At 38.9% G+C, this 18411-nt stretch carries 17 protein-coding genes; 4 read left to right on the top strand and 13 right to left on the bottom strand.

Going from position 1 to position 18411, the window contains the following annotated elements:
• Nucleotides 1–51 precede the first annotated feature (51 nt).
• The 5 genes from BV902_RS00965 to BV902_RS00945 all read right to left on the bottom strand — a co-directional run bounded on the left by BV902_RS00965 (nucleotide 52) and on the right by BV902_RS00945 (nucleotide 3972).
• Nucleotides 52–657, bottom strand: coding sequence for a hypothetical protein (locus BV902_RS00965; protein ID WP_157625816.1), 606 nt, complete (start codon nucleotides 655–657; stop codon nucleotides 52–54).
• Between the two features lie 37 nt (nucleotides 658–694).
• Nucleotides 695–1306, bottom strand: coding sequence for a carboxypeptidase-like regulatory domain-containing protein (locus tag BV902_RS00960; protein ID WP_075990381.1), 612 nt, complete (start codon nucleotides 1304–1306; stop codon nucleotides 695–697).
• A gap of 50 nt (nucleotides 1307–1356) precedes the next feature.
• Entirely contained in the window at nucleotides 1357–1761 is a 405-nt protein-coding gene (locus tag BV902_RS00955; RefSeq protein ID WP_075990380.1) for a hypothetical protein, read from the bottom strand.
• A gap of 451 nt (nucleotides 1762–2212) precedes the next feature.
• A complete protein-coding gene (locus tag BV902_RS00950) occupies nucleotides 2213–2947 on the bottom strand; it encodes a LytR/AlgR family response regulator transcription factor (RefSeq protein ID WP_075990379.1) in 735 nt (244 codons plus the stop codon).
• Nucleotides 2944–3972 (bottom strand): sensor histidine kinase, encoded by a 1029-nt coding sequence (locus tag BV902_RS00945; RefSeq protein ID WP_075990378.1) that lies wholly within the window; start codon nucleotides 3970–3972, stop codon nucleotides 2944–2946. Before BV902_RS00945 ends, BV902_RS00950 begins: the two co-directional genes overlap by 4 nt.
• A 399-nt stretch (nucleotides 3973–4371) precedes the next feature.
• Here BV902_RS00945 and BV902_RS00940 point away from each other — a divergent pair, with 399 nt between their 5' ends.
• Nucleotides 4372–4809 carry a hypothetical protein gene (locus tag BV902_RS00940; RefSeq protein ID WP_075990377.1) on the top strand — a complete coding sequence of 146 codons (438 nt, stop codon included), beginning with the start codon at nucleotides 4372–4374 and terminating at the stop codon, nucleotides 4807–4809.
• A 471-nt stretch (nucleotides 4810–5280) separates the two neighbouring features.
• On the opposite strand, the gene BV902_RS00930 is transcribed toward BV902_RS00940, so the two are convergent.
• The 3 genes from BV902_RS00930 to BV902_RS00920 form a co-directional block, all read right to left on the bottom strand.
• Entirely contained in the window at nucleotides 5281–6573 is a 1293-nt protein-coding gene (locus BV902_RS00930; protein ID WP_075990375.1) for a metallophosphoesterase, read from the bottom strand.
• A gap of 1 nt (nucleotide 6574) precedes the next feature.
• Nucleotides 6575–6760: a helix-turn-helix domain-containing protein gene (locus BV902_RS00925; RefSeq protein ID WP_075990374.1), complete on the bottom strand. Its 186-nt coding sequence runs from the start codon at nucleotides 6758–6760 to the stop codon at nucleotides 6575–6577.
• Between the two features lie 337 nt (nucleotides 6761–7097).
• Complete coding sequence (locus BV902_RS00920; protein ID WP_075990373.1) at nucleotides 7098–7913, bottom strand: hypothetical protein; 816 nt, start codon at nucleotides 7911–7913, stop codon at nucleotides 7098–7100.
• Nucleotides 7914–9242: 1329 nt separating this feature from the next.
• On the opposite strand from BV902_RS00920, the gene BV902_RS00915 reads away from it, so the two are divergent.
• Entirely contained in the window at nucleotides 9243–9707 is a 465-nt protein-coding gene (locus tag BV902_RS00915; protein WP_046673283.1) for a response regulator, read from the top strand.
• Between the two features lie 100 nt (nucleotides 9708–9807).
• Here BV902_RS00915 and BV902_RS00910 read toward each other — a convergent pair whose 3' ends face one another.
• The 5 genes from BV902_RS00910 to BV902_RS00890 all read right to left on the bottom strand — a co-directional run bounded on the left by BV902_RS00910 (nucleotide 9808) and on the right by BV902_RS00890 (nucleotide 16283).
• A complete protein-coding gene (locus BV902_RS00910; protein ID WP_075990372.1) occupies nucleotides 9808–10893 on the bottom strand; it encodes a hybrid sensor histidine kinase/response regulator in 1086 nt (361 codons plus the stop codon).
• An 82-nt stretch (nucleotides 10894–10975) separates the two neighbouring features.
• Nucleotides 10976–13126, bottom strand: coding sequence for a sensor histidine kinase (locus tag BV902_RS00905; protein WP_075990371.1), 2151 nt, complete (start codon nucleotides 13124–13126; stop codon nucleotides 10976–10978).
• 9 nt (nucleotides 13127–13135) lie between these two features.
• Entirely contained in the window at nucleotides 13136–13900 is a 765-nt protein-coding gene (locus tag BV902_RS00900) for a methyltransferase domain-containing protein (protein WP_075990370.1), read from the bottom strand.
• Complete coding sequence (locus BV902_RS00895; RefSeq protein WP_075994562.1) at nucleotides 13900–14709, bottom strand: hypothetical protein; 810 nt, start codon at nucleotides 14707–14709, stop codon at nucleotides 13900–13902. The genes BV902_RS00900 and BV902_RS00895 overlap by 1 nt, the downstream gene beginning before the upstream one ends.
• Before the next feature lie 239 nt (nucleotides 14710–14948).
• The gene (locus BV902_RS00890) at nucleotides 14949–16283 is read right to left on the bottom strand and encodes an amidohydrolase family protein (protein WP_075990369.1); all 1335 of its coding nucleotides are present in this window, start codon (nucleotides 16281–16283) and stop codon (nucleotides 14949–14951) included.
• A gap of 211 nt (nucleotides 16284–16494) precedes the next feature.
• Here BV902_RS00890 and BV902_RS00885 point away from each other — a divergent pair, with 211 nt between their 5' ends.
• Together BV902_RS00885 and BV902_RS00880 are read left to right on the top strand one after the other, a co-directional pair.
• Nucleotides 16495–17358: a LytTR family DNA-binding domain-containing protein gene (locus tag BV902_RS00885; protein WP_075990368.1), complete on the top strand. Its 864-nt coding sequence runs from the start codon at nucleotides 16495–16497 to the stop codon at nucleotides 17356–17358.
• Between the two features lie 95 nt (nucleotides 17359–17453).
• Nucleotides 17454–18236: a CPBP family intramembrane glutamic endopeptidase gene (locus tag BV902_RS00880; protein ID WP_075990367.1), complete on the top strand. Its 783-nt coding sequence runs from the start codon at nucleotides 17454–17456 to the stop codon at nucleotides 18234–18236.
• Nucleotides 18237–18411 lie beyond the last annotated feature (175 nt).

Raw genomic sequence — 18411 nt, 5'->3', positions numbered from 1 at the left:
CGATTTATTATTTTTTTTTGTTTGGCTTATTTACATATAATGGAACATCCGTTATTTATAAGGATGGACCAATTTTTTATAAGGGAGATAGAACTCTCCTTCGGTAACTACCATTCTATCGCTTGGATTTCTCATGTGTGTTAGTGTCCCCTTAAATGTACCCTTTATCCCCCCTGTTTTACTGAGTTCAAGGATCTGTATTGTCAAATCTTCCAGATCGCCAGTATCGTATTGAACCGTACCATTGGATGTTTGAATAAGGTATTCCATGTCAATACTGTAGCTTTCAGGTCTACTGTCATCGAGACCATTCCCTGCGCCTCCTTTTTGCGTGTACGTCCCTTGGCGAAAAGTACCCCCTTCGTTCTGGAAATCGAATCCTATTACATGCGGATCCTGTTCTATGGGTTTAGAGGGATCGTAAGGGGAAATGTAGCCTGAAATATAGATGAGTTCCCACCTGTCGTCGTTCCCGCCGCCATCAAAAAGGGCAGTATGAGCAAAATTGACAGCTTTACCGTTTATCTTTGCCCTGAAATAATACATATCATCCTCGCCGATGGGGTCTTGGCTCTTGCCGCATCCTATAATTGAAAATAATATACCCAGAAATAATAAGGCCTTCATAAGACAGCTGTATAATTTATACGTTTTCATATCCTTTAGTTTTACTTGACATTCGTTGCAGTACAGATTACCAATTGGCAAATTTTACGTCCAGCACCTCGTTTTCCTTTTTTATCTCCACCGTTTTATTCATAAAATATCCTTTTGTCCCTACATCGACACCGTCATAGGTATGTGTCATGTAGTATTTGGTCTGCAATAGATATTTGCCCGGTTTTAAGTTCTTGAATTCGAAATTGCCATATTCATCAGTAGTGGTTGAAAGATGATATTGGAGGCATTCATCAGAGAGCACATATTTTTTATTCCTGCTCTTAAACACTTTCGAATTTTGGGCATCCCACTCGGCCAGATGTTTGGTAAAGGGAAGTAGATATACTGTTTCCCTAGTGATAGAAGTCTTGGTGCCAGTTATACCAAAGCCGTTCTTTGTTCGGGTATAGGCTATGCCTTTAATAGAACTGCTTCCGGGGGCAAGTAATTCTTTCGCCTCTAAAGGGTCGAAAGCAGCTTTTGGCGGAACACTCAACTGTGCGCTCAAAGAGAATGCGGAAAATAGAAATATACAAGCCAATGTAATTTTTATTGCATTACCAACTTGTATTGCAAATGCAAGCGGCTTCCTGTAATTGCTCACTATGAACAATTTCTTGGAATAGTATAATTCAATGCGTTTCATTTATAAGTCATTTATCGTTTTAGGATGGAATACAGTGTCCGAGCTATGTTCTATTTCATTGACAGAGTAAACTCACCTTTGGTAACTTTCCTGAAAGTTTTCAGATCCCCTGCACTAGTTACGCGCAATTGCCCCGAGAAAGTGCCTCTCGCAACATCATTTTTCAAAGACGAGAACGTTACCGTTAGCTCATCGCCAGAAAGGGCCGATGCCGTAGTTGCCGACCAATGGTAGGTATCCGGTTTTTCGTTTAGATACTCGGTGAAAGTGGCCATTATATCCGCGCTTCCATCATCCAGTTTGTAGGTTTTTTCTTTAAGTACACCGTCCTTGTCGCGGATATTGATCGTCATACTCGTTCTTCCTGTTAATGAGCTGCCCCCGCCGCCGGATAGTGCGTTCAGATTCCAGGTCTTGTTCTCCTTTTCGGCCATAACGGCCAGATGCGTCATCATAATCTCTTCACCGTCGATGGTCAGCTTGATATAATTCCCTTCCGGATTTCCTGTATCCTTATCCTCTCTCTTGCTACAGCTTGAAATGAGGGCAAACGTTATAAAAATTAGGGAAAAAAAGTGTTAGAATTTTCAATGTTCTCATAATCAAAAATTTATCGGTCTATGCTCGCGCTACATACAGATGAGGACTATAATTTTGAAACATACACCCCATTTACCATAACATGCAGGGAGCTAAAGTACAGGCATAAAAGTCAGACTATATCATCAATCACGAAAAAATATTCAATGGATTGCAGAAAATATTCAATACGAAAAGGCTTTTGTTCAATACTGAATACCGTATGTATACGCAAACAGTCTTAAAACTGTTTGCGCGATAAATTCCTACTGAAAATTAGACATAGATAAATCTGACGCCATGGGCCAAATATCGAGCGGAAATTGATTACAGGGTGTTCTTCTCGATCAGGTTTAAGAATCGTTCTCTATAACTGCTACTGATGGGCAACTTAACTTGTCCGAACACTGCATGGTTGTCGACCACACGGTCCAGATTACTGATATTGACGATAAAGGAGTTGTGGATACGAATAAAATTGGGCGGAAGCTGTGCCTCCAGTTGCTTCATTCGCTTATAGACCAAGGTTTGCATATTGGCACCGACAACAATAACATATTCCTTGCTGGCCTCAAAATATAAGATTTCATTGTACTGTAACTTAACGTATTGTTTACCGGACTTGACAAAGATGCAGTTTCCCGGAACATTCTCCTTTGGCCGAGGAGCAATAGCCGGATCGGTAGTGAGGTAACGATTACGGAATTTGTCGATCGACTGGATAAACCGTTTAAACGTGATTGGTTTGAGCAGATAGTCTACCGCGTTGTATTCGTATCCTTCCAAGGCATAGGAAGAATAAGCCGTGGTAAAAATGATCGACTGATCCTTCGGCAGTTGTGCCGCTAAATCGAGCCCGGACATCTGCGGCATGTTGATATCCATAAAAATAAGGTCTACTGATCCCTGTTTCAGATAGGCAATGGCTTCAAAGGCATCATAGCATTTTTGTTCTAGAACCAAAAACGGCATTTTCTGAATATAATTTTCCAGCAGCTTTACGGCATTTGGCTCATCATCCACAATCATACAGCTTATGGTATTTCTATCTATCGTATTCATAAGGGTATAGTCAGGTTTATCAGGAAATCGTTGTTTTGTTCGATTCTGTCGAATCTATATTTTACGCCGTAAAGAAAGGTGAGCCGCGATGTCAGATTTTCTAAGCCGCCCCGCCTTGAAGGAGGCAAATGTGTGTCGGCAATTCGGTTGGATACCTCAACACGGAGCTGATCGTCCTGCACCTTCAGGCATAGGTATAAAAAATTGTTTGCACATCGTTTATCAATACCGTGCTTAAAGACATTCTCCACTAGTGGTATGATAAGCATCGGCGGCATCCTCACGGATTCAATATTCCCATCGATCCGGATATCGATATCCATCGGATAACGTAAGCGCATCTGTTCCAGATCAATGTAATCCCGTATAAATTGGATTTCAGTCGACAGTTGGATCTCTTTTTGGGGAGCCTCATCTACGAAATAGCGCATGATGTTGGACAACTTTGCCACTAGCTGAGCCGTTTCGGGGGACTGGATCTGCGCAACATAATAAATGTTGTTGAGCGTGTTGAACAGAAAATGTGGCTGCACCTGGGATTTCAACAGGTCGAGCTCAATTTCCGCCGTGTGTTGTTTCAACAGTTCCTGTTCCTTTCGAACCATAAAATAATCCAGGGCCAATTTGAGCAAAAAACTTAGAAAAAAAGTCATTATACATGAAATGGCTATGACCGTATAAACTTGGGTGACAGAGCTCTGGTCGACTACATTTGGAAAAAAAACATGCATCATATAGGTCCTGAACTTCACCCTGTAGAAACAGATTAATGACAAAAAGACCACCACGACCACAACATAGGCTTTGATCTTATTCAGCCGGTAGAATCTCGGCATCAGAACCAACATATTTCCATAAATAATCACTGCGCTGCACAGGACATTATTTATGGTCGAATATATTGCCCTTGCCGTTAAGGGATAGTCCGTAATCAAATAGGACGTAAACGTAAGAAAAACAACAAAAACCCAGCTGACCCATTGAATCTGGATCAACGAGAAATCTCGATGCCCTAATTTTATCATTGTATAAATTTAAACTTTACACAATTAAAATTCAATATTTTTCAATGGACCCAATACTCCAATCAATGTAAGATCCCTTTCTTTAAATATTTTGAAAATTGGTTATTATGACCACATTCGATCGCTTGGCACCGATGGAATCCTTCACACATCTTAATACTCGGAATATATTACACATGATATTCTTCATTTCTTGCTCCGAACCATCAGTTTAATTGCCAAAACGCAATGTTGAATAACGATTAAAAAACATTTAAAATAACTGATATTGCATTGAATTAATTTTGCATCTATTCCCACGAAGGTCAACTTTGTACTATTCATATTCCAATAGGTAGGTATATGATACAGATATGTCGAAAACTGATGCCAGAGTAGACAAAATAAAAATTATTTATTATGAAGACAATAAAATGGTTATTAGCGGCGGGCTTGAGCCTGAGCCTTCCGATGGTCAAAGCACAAGGTCTATTGGACAAAGTGGACAAAATTCTTAACAAAACAGAAAGGGCTTCAAATCAAACCGAACGTGCGGGAAAAACCGCAGGAAAAATAGGCAAGCTATTGAATAAAGAAAACAAATCAGGACAAAAAACCGTAATTCGTATTTCTGGAATTGATTATGCATATCTTCAGGAACTACAGGATGATATAGAAACCTTCAAGGGCATTACGTCCGTGTCCGGAAAATTTGAAAAAGGTGTGTCAAAGATTACAGTGCTGCACACCACAACCTCGGAAGATCTGTTAGATCAAATCTTGAAAAATAGCAAAATAATCCCCAAAGACGCAATTGAAGAAGTTTCAGAAAATGTCATTGGTATTAAACTAAAATAAGATTAGTATAAAAGTTCATCGGCGAGCGAAATTTAATTCTATTTCCGAAAAGGATTATGAGCACCCATAATCCTTTTATTTTTCCACTATTCAACAGTTCGCTGCTAACGAAATTGTTTTCCCACGTAACATGTCGTCTTTTAATTTTCTTGATCTTTTTTTCTATATCAAAACAGAATACACTGTAAAAGAATAAATAAATGAGAACCATCTTGCCTAGATATCTCTTTTGGAAAACCTTAATCCTTCCTGAACAATGAGATATCCTGATCAATGACAGCTTTATTGTCGGCACGCGCTTTATCAAGATCTGGCCCAATTTTATGAGATCGGAGGTACAATTGATCTCGGTTCCTGATTCTCCCTACCAACGTAAAATTAAAACCATGCATACCTTACTAACCGACCAAAACAGGGGGGCTGATCTACCCGATCTGTTAAAAATAATTCTTGTTTTATTTCTTTTCCAGCTCACATAATCGTGCTCCATGATTTCATAGCATCAAGATCCTTAATTTTGTAGTAGTTATTATTCTGAATCAACAATCCTCGTGTTTTTCCGCTAGATAGTTCCTCTCCGTGCTCCACATCAATTTTTATCACTTTATTGTTGTATCCGGTAGAAATATCATGTACGATGGAGTGTCCTATAATAATTTTCTCCGCGCCATAAAAATCCAGAATTTGGTCAAGGTCTTTTTCTGTAGTCTCTAGAACCTTGATTCCGTTGAGCTTGTACGTCCATTTAATTTTCCAATCCAGATTGAGCCTCCTGTCCCAGTAAGGGCTGTTTATGGTATTGGTTATTATTTCGTCCCGCTTGTTCATGCCTGCAAGGGCGGAAGTATTTTTTCCCATGTATTTTCTGGCAATCATGTTCATTTCCTCAAGGGAGAAACGCTCCCGTAAATGCAGCCTGTTCAATCCTCCGTGTACAAAAACATGACTACCGATCTTTTCACAGATATTTTTTGATCGAAGCCATTTCCCCATTTCCGATTTTTCACTATATAGATATCTTATCGCTTTGTCCCATTGCTTTTCCCCGCTGATTCTTTTTGCAATTTCAATATATTTAAAAGAACCGTCGGAGGCATCTCCGCTCAAATTTTTAATTTCATGGTTTCCCAGTATAAAATGAACCTTGCCACCACTTTGCGGCGCCTGATTGTCGAGGTGATAGATAAACCAAAGCAGAGGGGTAACCTGGGTGCCGCGATCAAAGAAATCTCCGTTTAGAACCAAAGCCCCTCTTCCAAAAATCCAATCGCCCTTCTTGTCGATCACGTTGTTGGCGAGCAGAAAACTGTAAAATCCTGTGAGATTCCCCTCCATATCGGAAATAGCAATTAGTTTTTCGGGCATCTTATAATCATACGTTTCCGTGGCATAACTGCTTCGCAGATTTACGGAAAAGCTCGGAAACTCCTCTATACCTGTATTAACTATGATCAAACCGGAACTATCTACATTTCCTTCTACTATTTCGTTATCAGCCGTCACGACATAATATTTGTCACCAAAAACATAAGGGCCGTCGGTGCCATCCAGAAAGGTCGGATACTGTTCATTGACCAAAAGCCCCGAAGCCTTATCCGCTCTTCGCAGATCATCCAAGCCTGACCAATAGAAGGTACTGAATCCCGTCCTTTCATCAAATGAACCTTCGCCATAGTAAAGTGAAGTAGCTATGAAGTAAGCCAAGAAAATGATTAAGGTCCATTTCAGTATTCGCTTTACTTTCTTATTGATTTTTGCTTTCATACTATCCGGTTTTGTCTTTTCTGAATTCCAACAGGTCTGCCGACTGGCAGTCTAGAGCTTCACACAAGGATTCCAGTGTGGCAATTTTTAATGCTTTAGCTTTGCCCGTCTTCAATATAGACAGATTGGCAGGAGTTAAACCTATCTTTTCAATGACAAATACTGATGTTAATCTAAGATTTTTCATATGTGTTGACAGTTGTAATATTCATAATCATTTGGCTGATTCATATTAATCTACCATATGATCGAAGATCGAATCCTATTGCATATGGAGTTTGCACTTTGGGTTTAGAGGGGGTGTAAGGGGAAATGTGGTCTGTAATCGAGATGTACTCTTATCTGTTGTCATTTCCTTTGCCCTGAAATAAAATAATAGGTGTCAGACTCTCCTACGATGGGATCTTGGCTCTTGCCAAATACCATAACGGAAAATAATATACCCAGAAATAATAAGGATCTTATGAAACCTATGGTTATCCTATACGTTTTCATATCCTTTAGTATTAATCAACATTATTTTCTTATTTAACCTCTCCATAAGTAAGGCTACGGGTACGGGATATGGTTCCGTTCGTATTGATCGTATTGAAAGTAATGAGCAATAATGTGGTACCCCCATGGTCCGGTGAGCGCCAGGTATAGGATACGGATTCTACCACCAATGGTGTTCCCGCGGCAGTCCTCGTGGTGAATTTTAGTTCACCCTTTGTACGCAGCGTATTGTTAAATGTTCCCATTGGAGTTTTGAGCGTACCGTAGGCATCCACGGTAGATTTGAAGGTTCCTTTTTCCGCCAGTATGCCTGTACTCTGTGCCTCAAAGCTATCCTCAAACGACAGCCCATAGCTAATTGGATATTTTACGACGGTCATCGGATTGGAGTAGACCGTCTTGCTTTGCGTACTTCCCGATATCCCTTTGACCCCGATCCGCTGCATTTCACTGTTGGTATAAATGCTATATGCAAAACTCTGGTCCACATTGCCCTTTGCGGTAAGGGTTAACCTGTTGGCTGCTGTAAAATCGGAACAATTGCTGTTTCCCGGACATCCATAAACGGTGACGGTAGTTGTTGTTGCTGACTTAAATTGGGAGAAATCCCAGCTTACATCTTCTCCGTCCGGTCCGGGCTCAAGGGTAGATAGCGTATTTTCTGCTGAATGATGATAGGTAACAGTTCCTGTCCGGTTGTCTACCTCAGCCGTGATGACCGGTGGGCCAACCGGATCGCTGCCTTCGTCGCTTTTGCTACAGCTTACCGCAAGGGTCGTGCCTATGACAATAAATAATAATGCTGACAGAACCGGTTTGATTTCTTTAAATTTCTTAGTTTTCATAACTCCTGTTTTAAAAGTTTATAATTAGTATGCTCTATTAATAAGGTCTGAGCGTTGCACTTAAAGCGCGATTTAGGGAATAATAGCTCCCTTCAAATTTCGCTATGCTAATGAAGTGCCAAAAAAAACAGCAGTTATAATTTTAATAATATAAATTATGATTTTGTAAGCTAATGTTACATAGTATGTTATACAGATCTAGAAAAGCTATGACAAAGAATCTCTAAACAATCCGATTTCAATATTTCATGAGATGATAAAATAATAGAGAAGATAGTAGGAAACTTTGGTGCAAAACATATTATTTAAATAATTATTTGAGCATTGTTCAGTAGAGAACAACCATGTACCGAACTTGAAGAAATCAGGTTGCTTACAATTAGGTTTTTTAATAATATCTGTAATTTTATTAATGATTACCGATAATTATTTTAGCCCTTAGATTTATAGCGGTATATGTTTTTTTGCTAAATTGTTATCGAGAGCATTAATATGGTCTTGGGCAAATTATACTTTACAATAACTTCCGCCATTTTTCTTCTTACCAACAAATACCTTAACGATTGACCAAATTAATGTTCTTTTTCCGGGCTTCGGCCATCCGGCTTCTTAGATCAGAAAGTACGTCCGAATCAGCAGGAGAGATTGTGGGGCGACCGAGCTTAAAAAGATTAGCGGTCAACATTTTTCCTGTTTAACGAAACGACATCTTTGTTGTAAAACGATAAACGCCCGTCTTCGGATGGACGTCCAGTAAAGGCAATATTAAAAGGTAATCCCATTATTCAAAGAGAATCTGCAAGGGTTATTTAAAGATAGTAATTTTTCAATTTGAGAAGTTCAAAACGACAAACTGTTGAGGCCTCAACACCATTACTAGATTATTTGGGGGACCGTAACATCGAGTGTGTCAATAGAAATTTTATAGCCGTAACAAATACGTAACAGCCGTTAATTTTGAATCTCAGAAAATTGTAAATTGCCTTTAGCATTCGCTAATCGAAGATTTTTATCCTTGTTGACGATTAAAGACCTGTAGACTCTTATTCTGTGGGTCCTGAGTTCGAGCCTCAGCGGGGTCACTATCTAAAAAAGCCGTTTTACAAATGTAGGATGGCTTTTTTTCGCTAATCTAAGTTAGGGATTGTCTTCGGGCAGTTATTAACCTTAAATCGTTTTTCCGGCGTCGGCTGCTATAATTTTCGGATAACTAATCCATTATTTTATCAGAGATCAGGTATTATTTCTGCTAGGAAAACATAAAACTCTTTAATCTGTTATTAATTCAGCGAATTTATTACGTAAATTTGTATTTCAGACGATAAGCTTATGGAAGACAAGAAGATTTCGATATTGTACGTTGACGACGAAGAAAACAATCTGTTTTCTTTTAAAGCGACATTTCGACTAAAGTATAAAGTGTTCACGGCAATTAGTGGTGCCGATGCAATCGATATTGTCAAAAACAACCAAATACATATTATCATTACTGATCAACGGATGCCGGAAATGACCGGTGTAGAGTTTTTGGAAGAGATTATTAAGATCAATGCAGCCCCAATGCGTATCCTTTTGACAGGGTATACAGATATGGCAGCTGTCGTTGATGCTGTCAATAAAGGAAAGATCTTTCATTACCTCAATAAGCCGTGGAGTGAAGAGGAGCTCGATCAAACGATTCAACGCGCTTATGATGTCTATGCTGAGCGTCAAAAGATTGTGGAGACTAATTCTCAACTTGAGACTTCAAATGATCAGTTGGAGTTTCTGCTGCGGCAAAAGCTACTTTCCTAAAAGATTATAATTTTAGGAAAGTCGACTTTTATTTAAAATGTCTGTTTGCTTTGTAATACTCTTCGCTGCAATCGCATAGGATTGCCGAAAGTGAGAGGTCTTATTTGCTCGGTATGATGACTGTAAAGGTTGTGCCCTGATTTGGCTGTGATTGCACTTCAATTTTTCCCTGTAGTTTTAAGAGTGCGTTCTGAACATTATAGAGCCCAAATCCCATGCCCTTAGCTTGATCACTTGCTCTAAAGAATAATTTAAAGATATCTTCAACATACTCTGGCGATATGCCTATTCCGTTGTCACTCACAATAATTTTAGCTTTACGTTCTGATACGAATACGGAGAGTTTGACGTACTGGTTTTCCTGCCCTTTACGTTGGTATTTAAACGCATTAGAAAGAAGATTATGCAAAATTAGTTCTAGAAGTGCTTTATCGCCGCTAAAGATCTCTTTTTGATCCACTGAGATTTCAAAGGCAACATCTTTATTTTGCGTGTACATACTGTAAAACTGACGGATATTATCAAAGAGCTCTTCGAAATTTATGGCTGACAACATAAGTTCGCCTCTTCGTAAGAGATAATAGTCTCGCAGACTGTCAATATAAGCATCTAAGCTGACCAATGAACTATCCATTAGTGATAACAACTCATGAATACGGTCTATGCTGTCAAATTCTAACCCAAGTTTCACCGCAGAAAGAACCCCTGTCAATGGATCACGAAGATCATGACTAACACTATATGCGAATTTATCTAATTCATCATAAGCTTTTTGCAGCTCTTGATTCTTAACTTCTAGCATAGAGTTTGCAACATAAAATTTATTTGCTTCTTCTATAGCGGAAACGATTTCTTCATTCATCCAGGGTTTTCGGACAAACCTAAAAATATGACCCTTGTTAACTGCATCAATTACAGTTTCCATATTGGCATAAGCCGTTAAAAGAATACGGATTGGTTTTGGAAAATCTTTTTTAATGCGGTGCAAAAAATCGATGCCCATCTCATCCGGCATACGTTGGTCACAGAAGATAATACGGATATCAGGATGAGCATGAAGGATCGTTTCGGCCTCACTCGTATTGGATGCTGTATGGATAGCGTAATCGTATCTAAAGTTCGCTTTAAAGCTAACCAAATTGTTTACTTCGTCATCGATATATAATATTTCAAGCTCCCTCTGCATAATTTTATTATATGGTTTTATTCCCTTACAAAAGATATGAAAAAATAATAGTTAATTGAACTATTTTCAGTTTATAGCGGTATTAATTGTTTTGTTGAATTGGAATGAGGAGTGTAAAACTTGTGCCCTGTCCCACTTCTGAATCTACAATAATCTTCCCATGATGTTTCGCAATGGTATTATAGGCAATGGACATTCCCAAACCAGTACCTTCGCCAACGTCTTTCGTTGTAAAAAATGGTTCAAATATCCGTTCATGGATTTCTTTTGGAATACCGATGCCATTGTCTGCGATTTTGATAAACACAGCTGTATTATCCTCCTTAACTCCGGTCTCAATACATATTTTACCACCAACATCGTGATTAAACTTTTTATTTACGGCGTAAATAGCATTTGTCACAATATTCAAAAAGACTTGATTAAGTTTGCCTGCATGACATTCTACCTTTGGCATATCGCCATAGATCTTATCAACTTCAATCGTGTTATTTAATAAACTATTGAGGATAACCATTGTTGACTCCAGCCCCTCATTTAAATCGGCAAATTTTAATGTATCCTCGTCTACGCGCGAGAAGATCCGCAAACTCTTTACTATTTCGGCAGTCCGATGGGCCCCATCATGCATCCCCTTTAATAGAAAATCTACCTCTGTTTTCAGATAATCGATATCCTGGTCATCTTTGAATTTTTTGATCTGAGATTGCTTTTCAGTATCGGATAGCCCCTCTTTAAAAGCGATACGCTCTACTTCCTCCAACGTTTCCCAAATCATCTTAATATCACGTTTTAACGGGGCGACATTAGACGTAACAAAGTTGATTGGGTTGTTGATCTCATGCGCAACACCAGCAGTCAATTGACCAAGAGAGGCCATCTTCTCGGCTTCGACAAGTTGAGATTGCGTTTCCTTTAAGTGAGTAAGAGTGGTTTGTAGAGACTCATTAGATTCTGTTAATTCACGTGTCCGCTCATCTACTTTTTGTTCCAATACAATATTTTGTTCACGTATTAACTTCTCGTTTTCTAATGAGATTGCTAATTCTCTGACTTGTGATGCTTCTTTTTCTTCTTTTAAAATATTGATACTGTAAGCTAGACCGAAGGACAGTAAGGCCATCTCCACAACAGATGCAATTTGTACAGCATTGCTCGTAAAATCGTTATATTTTAAGATGCCATAGTCTTTCAATAAAAACACGACAGAACCTAATAATAAAATTGTCCAACCGTAAACAAAATATTTAGCCGGTTTATAACCATTTAGCATCACACGATAGGATAAGTAAAGGACAAATAAAGACCCCGCTCCTGTTGTTAGCTGCATAACCATGAACGCTGGTTGTGTCAGGTTGAGCAGTGTAAGAAGGCTGCCAATGACAAAAAGAATGATAAAAACAGTAATCACACGTCTTGACCGAGGAGCATTTTTCGGTAATTGAAGAAATGAATCTGCAAAAAGCAGGGCGCATAAGCCTGATAAACAACCAAAAATAATAGGACCCTTTGTTGCAAAATAAGTCCAATTTGGCCACAAATATTGAAAACTGTAACCTTTAATACCCATTTGTGTTATTCCTGCACAAAGAACATAAAGGACATAATACAGATAGCCTCTTTCACGGACAGAAAAAAACAGGAATAAATTGTATATCGCCATAATGCCGACAATACCAATATAGATGCCGCTTAACAAACTGTCATCATTCATCTCTTTTAAGAAACTGCGCTCGTTACTTAAATAGATCGGGAGAATAATCTGTTCTGTACTTTTTATGCGAAGAAAAAAGATGGTTTTCTCATTTCCAGGTAATTGAATGTCGAATGCATAATTAGGGACCTTATATTTTCTCGCCGAAAAAGATTGATGTTCGCCCAGCTTGATCGAGTTATAATGCCCGTTTGATGACGGTACAAAAAGTTCGACCTCATCCAAGAGGGGATAGGCGATTTCGAGCAAGAGTTCAAGCTTTTCTTTGCCCTTGTTTGTTACGGGCAATCGAAACCAGATGTCAGCGGGTGATATGCCCAAATTGGGGACCTTGCTTTCTAACGATTGAAAGGAGGAGGCCGAAGTATCTGCAAAGTTAGGCTCTCCTTTCCCGGTATAACGCTCCAGGCCGTATCCGATCAAGACACGTTGTGTCGGTTTATCGATAATAACCTCTCCAAAACAAGTTGAACTGCACGTAAAAATAAATAAGAAGATCAAGTTAAGCCAGCATTTCATCACTATATGCTATTTTTTTGCTTCGGCAATAACTAAATTCATAGAAACAAGGAAACAACCCGCTTCATCAGCTTGATCCAATGTATTTTGAAATTCCTCCATTTCAGCTATACTTAACTTCTCTTTTTCGACCATCTCCAAAAGAATTTTATCTAAGAAAAGATAGCGGTTGGCCTCTTCTTTCGAACGGGCTACCATACAGAATGTTTGCAATTGAACTTGTTTAAAGCCTTGAGTCAATAGGTCTGAAGTTAATTTATTCCCAGCCCAGCCATTGTTGACTTTTTCTTCGGTCAAATAATGACATATCTTAGCCTCAATGTCAACATGCTTGCTGTAAAATGTCAGGCTATTCCAAATGGTCTCAACGATCACTAAGGGTTGACCTTCACGCAAAACACGGTGAACCTCAGCAAACATTTTTGGCGCTTCCAGCAGATGTTGTACAACGCGCTCCATTCTAATGCCAGAAATGGAATTATCTGTAAAGCTAAGTTGATAAACTTCACCCTGAACAAAGTCGACGTTCTTTACCTCTAAACTGCTTGTTTTGGCATGCTCGATTAAGGCCTTATCATGATCCAATCCAACGACAAGTACATTATGGCCCAGTATATTAGCCAAATTGATGGCATCCATTCCAGTTCCACAGCCAAGATCGACGACAACCCCCTCTTTAATCGTATTAAAAGGAGTATATGAATGTATTTTTAATTGTTTAAGAAAATCACCGGTATCCATTAAATAGCCGGCACCATAATGTTTAGTGTCCATTATAAGATATTTAAATTACGATCATCTGATTTATGATCTAATGATGTATGTTTCAGATTTTTAATAATTTCATTTAAATCCCATTGATTGAGATTCGGAATATCGATTTGATAATGAATTTCAATCTCCTTATTCCGTAAAGTTTCTATGCGGACAATATTGGAATTATTACGAAGCGACAAAATTGCATCTTTGTTTTCCTGATCGGCTTCGGTCAAGGTGTCTAGATTGCGCATAATCATTACGGTAGCCAGTAGATCCAGCTTCGGATAATAGAATGTGCCATTATTTCCAACACTTGTATCAATGCGGTAGCCAACACTTTCTGCTAATTTCACGGTGTAAGGAGCACATAAAGCAAAGAGTGATTTAATGCCAACCTGTGTACTGATGGCGGCACCAGCTCTCGTCAAAAATATGCTGCCAATGCCATATCCAGCAATCTCCCTAGAGTTCCAAAGGCCACAACCTTCACCTGTCCCCTGTTGCGCATAATCATAAACAAGGTCTAAGATTTTAGCATCCATCGCTCCCGTGGCCTGTTCAATGGGAAGTGGTTCGCTCCCTCCAGATACGTGTATACGTACTCCACCATAGACTTTATCGCCATCAAGGGATTCTACGATCAATACGAATGATGCGGGATTGTACATCCAGTCATTTTTGGAAGAAGTTACTTTCTTTACGCCTATAGCAGTTAACACGTGTGCGTGTCCTTCTATGAAACGTTCACAGGTTTGGGGATCGTCGATAGCCCGAAATGCTCTGAGTCTTACTACTGGACGCCCGTCGTTGAATAATAATGCCACCGAATGCTTTGATTTATCGTTTAAACGCAAAACTAATCAATTAAATGCAAAGGTGTTTACTCTTCAAATAAATTATACCGTAATGCAACCGCCTGCACCTAGTGATGGTAAAAATTGTTTGATTCCTTTTTCACCTTTAAGGGCCCAAATAGCCCCTTTTAACTGATGTCATCGAAAATACATTTTATCAATTTAATATGCTGTATTTTCGATTTACAATAAATTTGACCTTGGAAATATTAACGTTTCTGGAGGCTATTTTTATGAATCTGACCATCTTTCATGATTAACAGAAAGTTTTTTTCAGGATCTGCCAATAGTTTTAAATTCTTAAGAGGATCTCCGTCTACAAGGATTAGATCTGCCAACGCTCCTTCTTCTACTGTTCCCAGCTTGCCAGGATAAGGACTTCTTAAACCCGAAAGCTGCAGAAGCTCGCCATTGTCTTGGGTAATCATTTTAATGATTTCGGCATTTGTAAACCACTTTTGAAGGCGCAAAATAAAAGTATTCTGCAATTTATTCAGGTCCGGCTCAAAAAGGAAATCTGTACCCCAAGCTAGTTTTACCCCATATTTCTTAGCCATAGGCCATACTTTTTCCTGACCTTCAATGACAGGCTTACGCTTGATTCTTCGTTGTGGATCCATATCGGGTGTATCTTCCACAAGATTCTGTAAACTAAGCCAGATATTTTTTTCTGCAATTAGCTGTAAAGTTTCTTCATCGAGCAATTGTCCATGCTCTATACATTTTACGCCAGCTTCGATCGCTCTTCGAATTGCTCTTGGCGTATACGCATGTACGGTGACATAGGTTCCCCAGTCTTCGGCTGCATCTACTGCTGCTTTCATTTCGTCTAGTGTATATTGGGTGACATCCACAGGATCATATGCTGAAGAAGTTCCTCCGCCTGCCATGAGTTTAATTTGACTTGCCCCGAATCTTAGATTCTCTCTTACTGCAGTCAAGACCTCATCACGACCATCGGCGATGAAGGTTGCTCCATATCGCTCCGCACGAGAGACAACGCCGAAAAAACGACGCGATTTTTCCTCCGGTGTCCGAAAATCTCCGTGGCCTGCAGTTTGGCTTACAACGGCACCAGAAGGCCAGATTCTAGGCCCTAAAAGCTTGCCCTTGTCGATCGCTGCTTTTAATGGAAATATGGGGCCACCGACATCACGTACACTTGTAAAACCCCGCATTAACATCTGTTGAGCCGATAGCCCCACCGTCTTGATCAAGAATTCCTCGGATAGGTCATTTGTCATCATTTGAGGCATTGTCAAAGCTCCAAATACCAAATGGACATGTACATCAATCAATCCAGGTATCAGTGTTTTGCCTTTAGCGTCAATTCTGACGATATTCTTTCCTTGTGCGTCAATAGGGGATGTACTGATGGTCTGAATTGTATTTCCGTTTATTAAAACATGTTTTGGTGGAGTTAAGGTTTGAGTTGTATAGTCGAGCAGTTTGACATTTTCTATTAAAACTTGGCTTTCCTGTGCTTGGATAACATGTACAAAAGCCGAACAAAGAAATAAAGTAAGTAGTTGACCTAAACGCATAGCTTTGAGAATTACGTTAAAATATAATATGACAAATCAATTTTAATTCAAGCTAACTAATGTGCTTGAAAAAATATCTTCTAAGTTAAATTATAAATTCAATATATTTCAATTTCTTCACTATAAATTTTTGCTCTGCCAGCCTTTTTTGAAGAAGTCTTTGTGTAATGTACGCTGTTAATCACAAGAAAAATGCTAAATTTATCCAATCATGATATGTAAAAAATCTATTCTAAATTATTTAAATATCGTTATCCCCAAAATTGTCTCCATAAGAGAGTTGCTCACTTATGCCTTCTTACTTGGCTTATCAGCTTATGTATTCCTACTGGTTTTTCAGCCATTTGGAACGTATAATTTTGAGAATGCCTATAAATTTAGCTTGTTATCCGGATACGGGGCCATTTTATCCATTGCATATGCCTTAATTTCTATCGTCTTGCGTAAAAAAAGAGGAACAGTTGCGATAGAACTATTTCGTATTTTTCTTGTGTTCCTATTATCAAGTTTTTTAAATTTCGTCTATCATGGTTGGTTCATCAATCAGGCCCCGTTGCAGTGGAATAACCTGCCCTATATCGGATGTTACACGCTTTCACTTTATAGCCCTATTGCAGCGATTTATTTTTTGCTTCGAGTTGATAGGCGTCATTCGAATCATGAAAAGGATAACTCGTCGATGGAAAGTCTTTCAATAAAGCCGGCTATGATATTGAGCCAAGCGAATGACTGCCATTTGGCCCTGGTCGATATTCCCAATGGTAATCAACCGTTAAAGTTGCTGCCAAGCGATTTTATTTTTGCAAAATCGATGGATAATTATTGCATGATCTACTTTAGGAAGGATGGTATGGTAAAGAAGCAGATGGTACGAATTACGTTGAGCCGCTTATCTGAACTGTTGAATACAATGTCTATTCACCGATGTCATCGGTCCTTTCTTGTCAATTTTGAAAAAATCCTTGTAAAGGAAGGGAATGCTCAAGGTTTTTTGTTACGTTTTGCAGATACTGAAGATTGTGCTGTTATTTCGAGGTCTGCTATAGAATCAGTTAGACCCTATTTGTCGGACTGACCACCCACGTTTTGGTCAATCGTCCCTAAATCTTGCCATACGCCACATAACTTTGTATACCCGTCTTGGGTAGCATAATTTTGTTCAAAAAAAAGATGAACACAAAAAGTTTAAACCTGCTGGTATTATTTCTCTTCTTCGGAATATATTTTATCCTCGATTATTTGTTTTTTGCGCCCCTTCAATCCATGATAATCAACTATGTCCAAAGTAGATTTTTGGGGCATGTACTGACCTATTCAATTAGCCTTGTACCGTTGCTTTTTGGGGCAATGCTGCTTAAACCGAAAGGGCAGAATGAATTCTTGGAAAAATTTGGGTTGAAAGGCAATTTTTTACAGGGGCTTTCTTTTGGAATAATAGCTACTTTACCGATGTTCTTGGGTTATGCCTTTGTTTTTACCTTAAATCGGAAAATAGATCCAAACACACTATTAATAAATAGTGTGTCATCAGGATTCTTTGAAGAAATGATCTTTCGTGCCTATTTTTTTGGTTTAGTTTTTCGCTATACCCGACTAGGTTTTATTCCATCCATTTTAGCTACATCACTCCTGTTTGCTTTACTACATCTTTATCAGAGTCAGGATTTGGGAGAATTGGTCCTGATTTTCGGTATGACTTTCTTCGGCTCTATCCTATTTTCGTGGTTGTATGCTGAGTGGAAGTTTAACCTTTGGATACCGGTAACACTTCATGTTTTGATGAATTCGGCTTGGATGATTTTTGATGTTTCGGACAATGCTGCGGGAAATGGATGGAGCAATTTTTTTCGCTTCTTGACCATCATTGTAGCAATCATAATGACCATTGTCCATTCAAGGAAGTCAAATGGCGGTCTACAAATTGAAAGGAAAAATTTGTGGCTAAAAGATTAGAAATCCGGCGTTTTTTTAATGAATCTTCATAGCTGTAGATATGTGTTCTTCAAATGATCTCGTCCACATTTGGAATGAGCGTTAGATCTTAGGTTGCTAAAACTATGAACCTTATTGATAATAGTATTGGTTCTCGAAGAACCCCTGAAAACCAGTATTTTTTTTTGGCATGGGA

This window comes from Sphingobacterium sp. B29, assembly GCF_001952815.1.
Taxonomy (GTDB): domain Bacteria; phylum Bacteroidota; class Bacteroidia; order Sphingobacteriales; family Sphingobacteriaceae; genus Sphingobacterium; species Sphingobacterium siyangense.
This window is presented reverse-complemented; position numbering and strand designations above follow the sequence as displayed.

Excerpts from the sequence above, each read along its gene's own strand:
- BV902_RS00965 (WP_157625816.1), bottom strand. The coding sequence starts at position 657 with ATGAAAACGTATAAATTATACAGCTGTCTTATGAAGGCCTTATTATTT.
- BV902_RS00960 (WP_075990381.1), bottom strand. The coding sequence starts at position 1,306 with ATGAAACGCATTGAATTATACTATTCCAAGAAATTGTTCATAGTGAGC.
- BV902_RS00955 (WP_075990380.1), bottom strand. The coding sequence starts at position 1,761 with ATGATGACGCATCTGGCCGTTATGGCCGAAAAGGAGAACAAGACCTGG.
- BV902_RS00950 (WP_075990379.1), bottom strand. The coding sequence starts at position 2,947 with ATGAATACGATAGATAGAAATACCATAAGCTGTATGATTGTGGATGAT.
- BV902_RS00945 (WP_075990378.1), bottom strand. The coding sequence starts at position 3,972 with ATGATAAAATTAGGGCATCGAGATTTCTCGTTGATCCAGATTCAATGG.
- BV902_RS00940 (WP_075990377.1), top strand. The coding sequence starts at position 4,372 with ATGAAGACAATAAAATGGTTATTAGCGGCGGGCTTGAGCCTGAGCCTT.
- BV902_RS00930 (WP_075990375.1), bottom strand. The coding sequence starts at position 6,573 with ATGAAAGCAAAAATCAATAAGAAAGTAAAGCGAATACTGAAATGGACC.
- BV902_RS00925 (WP_075990374.1), bottom strand. The coding sequence starts at position 6,760 with ATGAAAAATCTTAGATTAACATCAGTATTTGTCATTGAAAAGATAGGT.
- BV902_RS00920 (WP_075990373.1), bottom strand. The coding sequence starts at position 7,913 with ATGAAAACTAAGAAATTTAAAGAAATCAAACCGGTTCTGTCAGCATTA.
- BV902_RS00915 (WP_046673283.1), top strand. The coding sequence starts at position 9,243 with ATGGAAGACAAGAAGATTTCGATATTGTACGTTGACGACGAAGAAAAC.
- BV902_RS00910 (WP_075990372.1), bottom strand. The coding sequence starts at position 10,893 with ATGCAGAGGGAGCTTGAAATATTATATATCGATGACGAAGTAAACAAT.
- BV902_RS00905 (WP_075990371.1), bottom strand. The coding sequence starts at position 13,126 with ATGAAATGCTGGCTTAACTTGATCTTCTTATTTATTTTTACGTGCAGT.
- BV902_RS00900 (WP_075990370.1), bottom strand. The coding sequence starts at position 13,900 with ATGGACACTAAACATTATGGTGCCGGCTATTTAATGGATACCGGTGAT.
- BV902_RS00890 (WP_075990369.1), bottom strand. The coding sequence starts at position 16,283 with ATGCGTTTAGGTCAACTACTTACTTTATTTCTTTGTTCGGCTTTTGTA.
- BV902_RS00885 (WP_075990368.1), top strand. The coding sequence starts at position 16,495 with ATGATATGTAAAAAATCTATTCTAAATTATTTAAATATCGTTATCCCC.
- BV902_RS00880 (WP_075990367.1), top strand. The coding sequence starts at position 17,454 with ATGAACACAAAAAGTTTAAACCTGCTGGTATTATTTCTCTTCTTCGGA.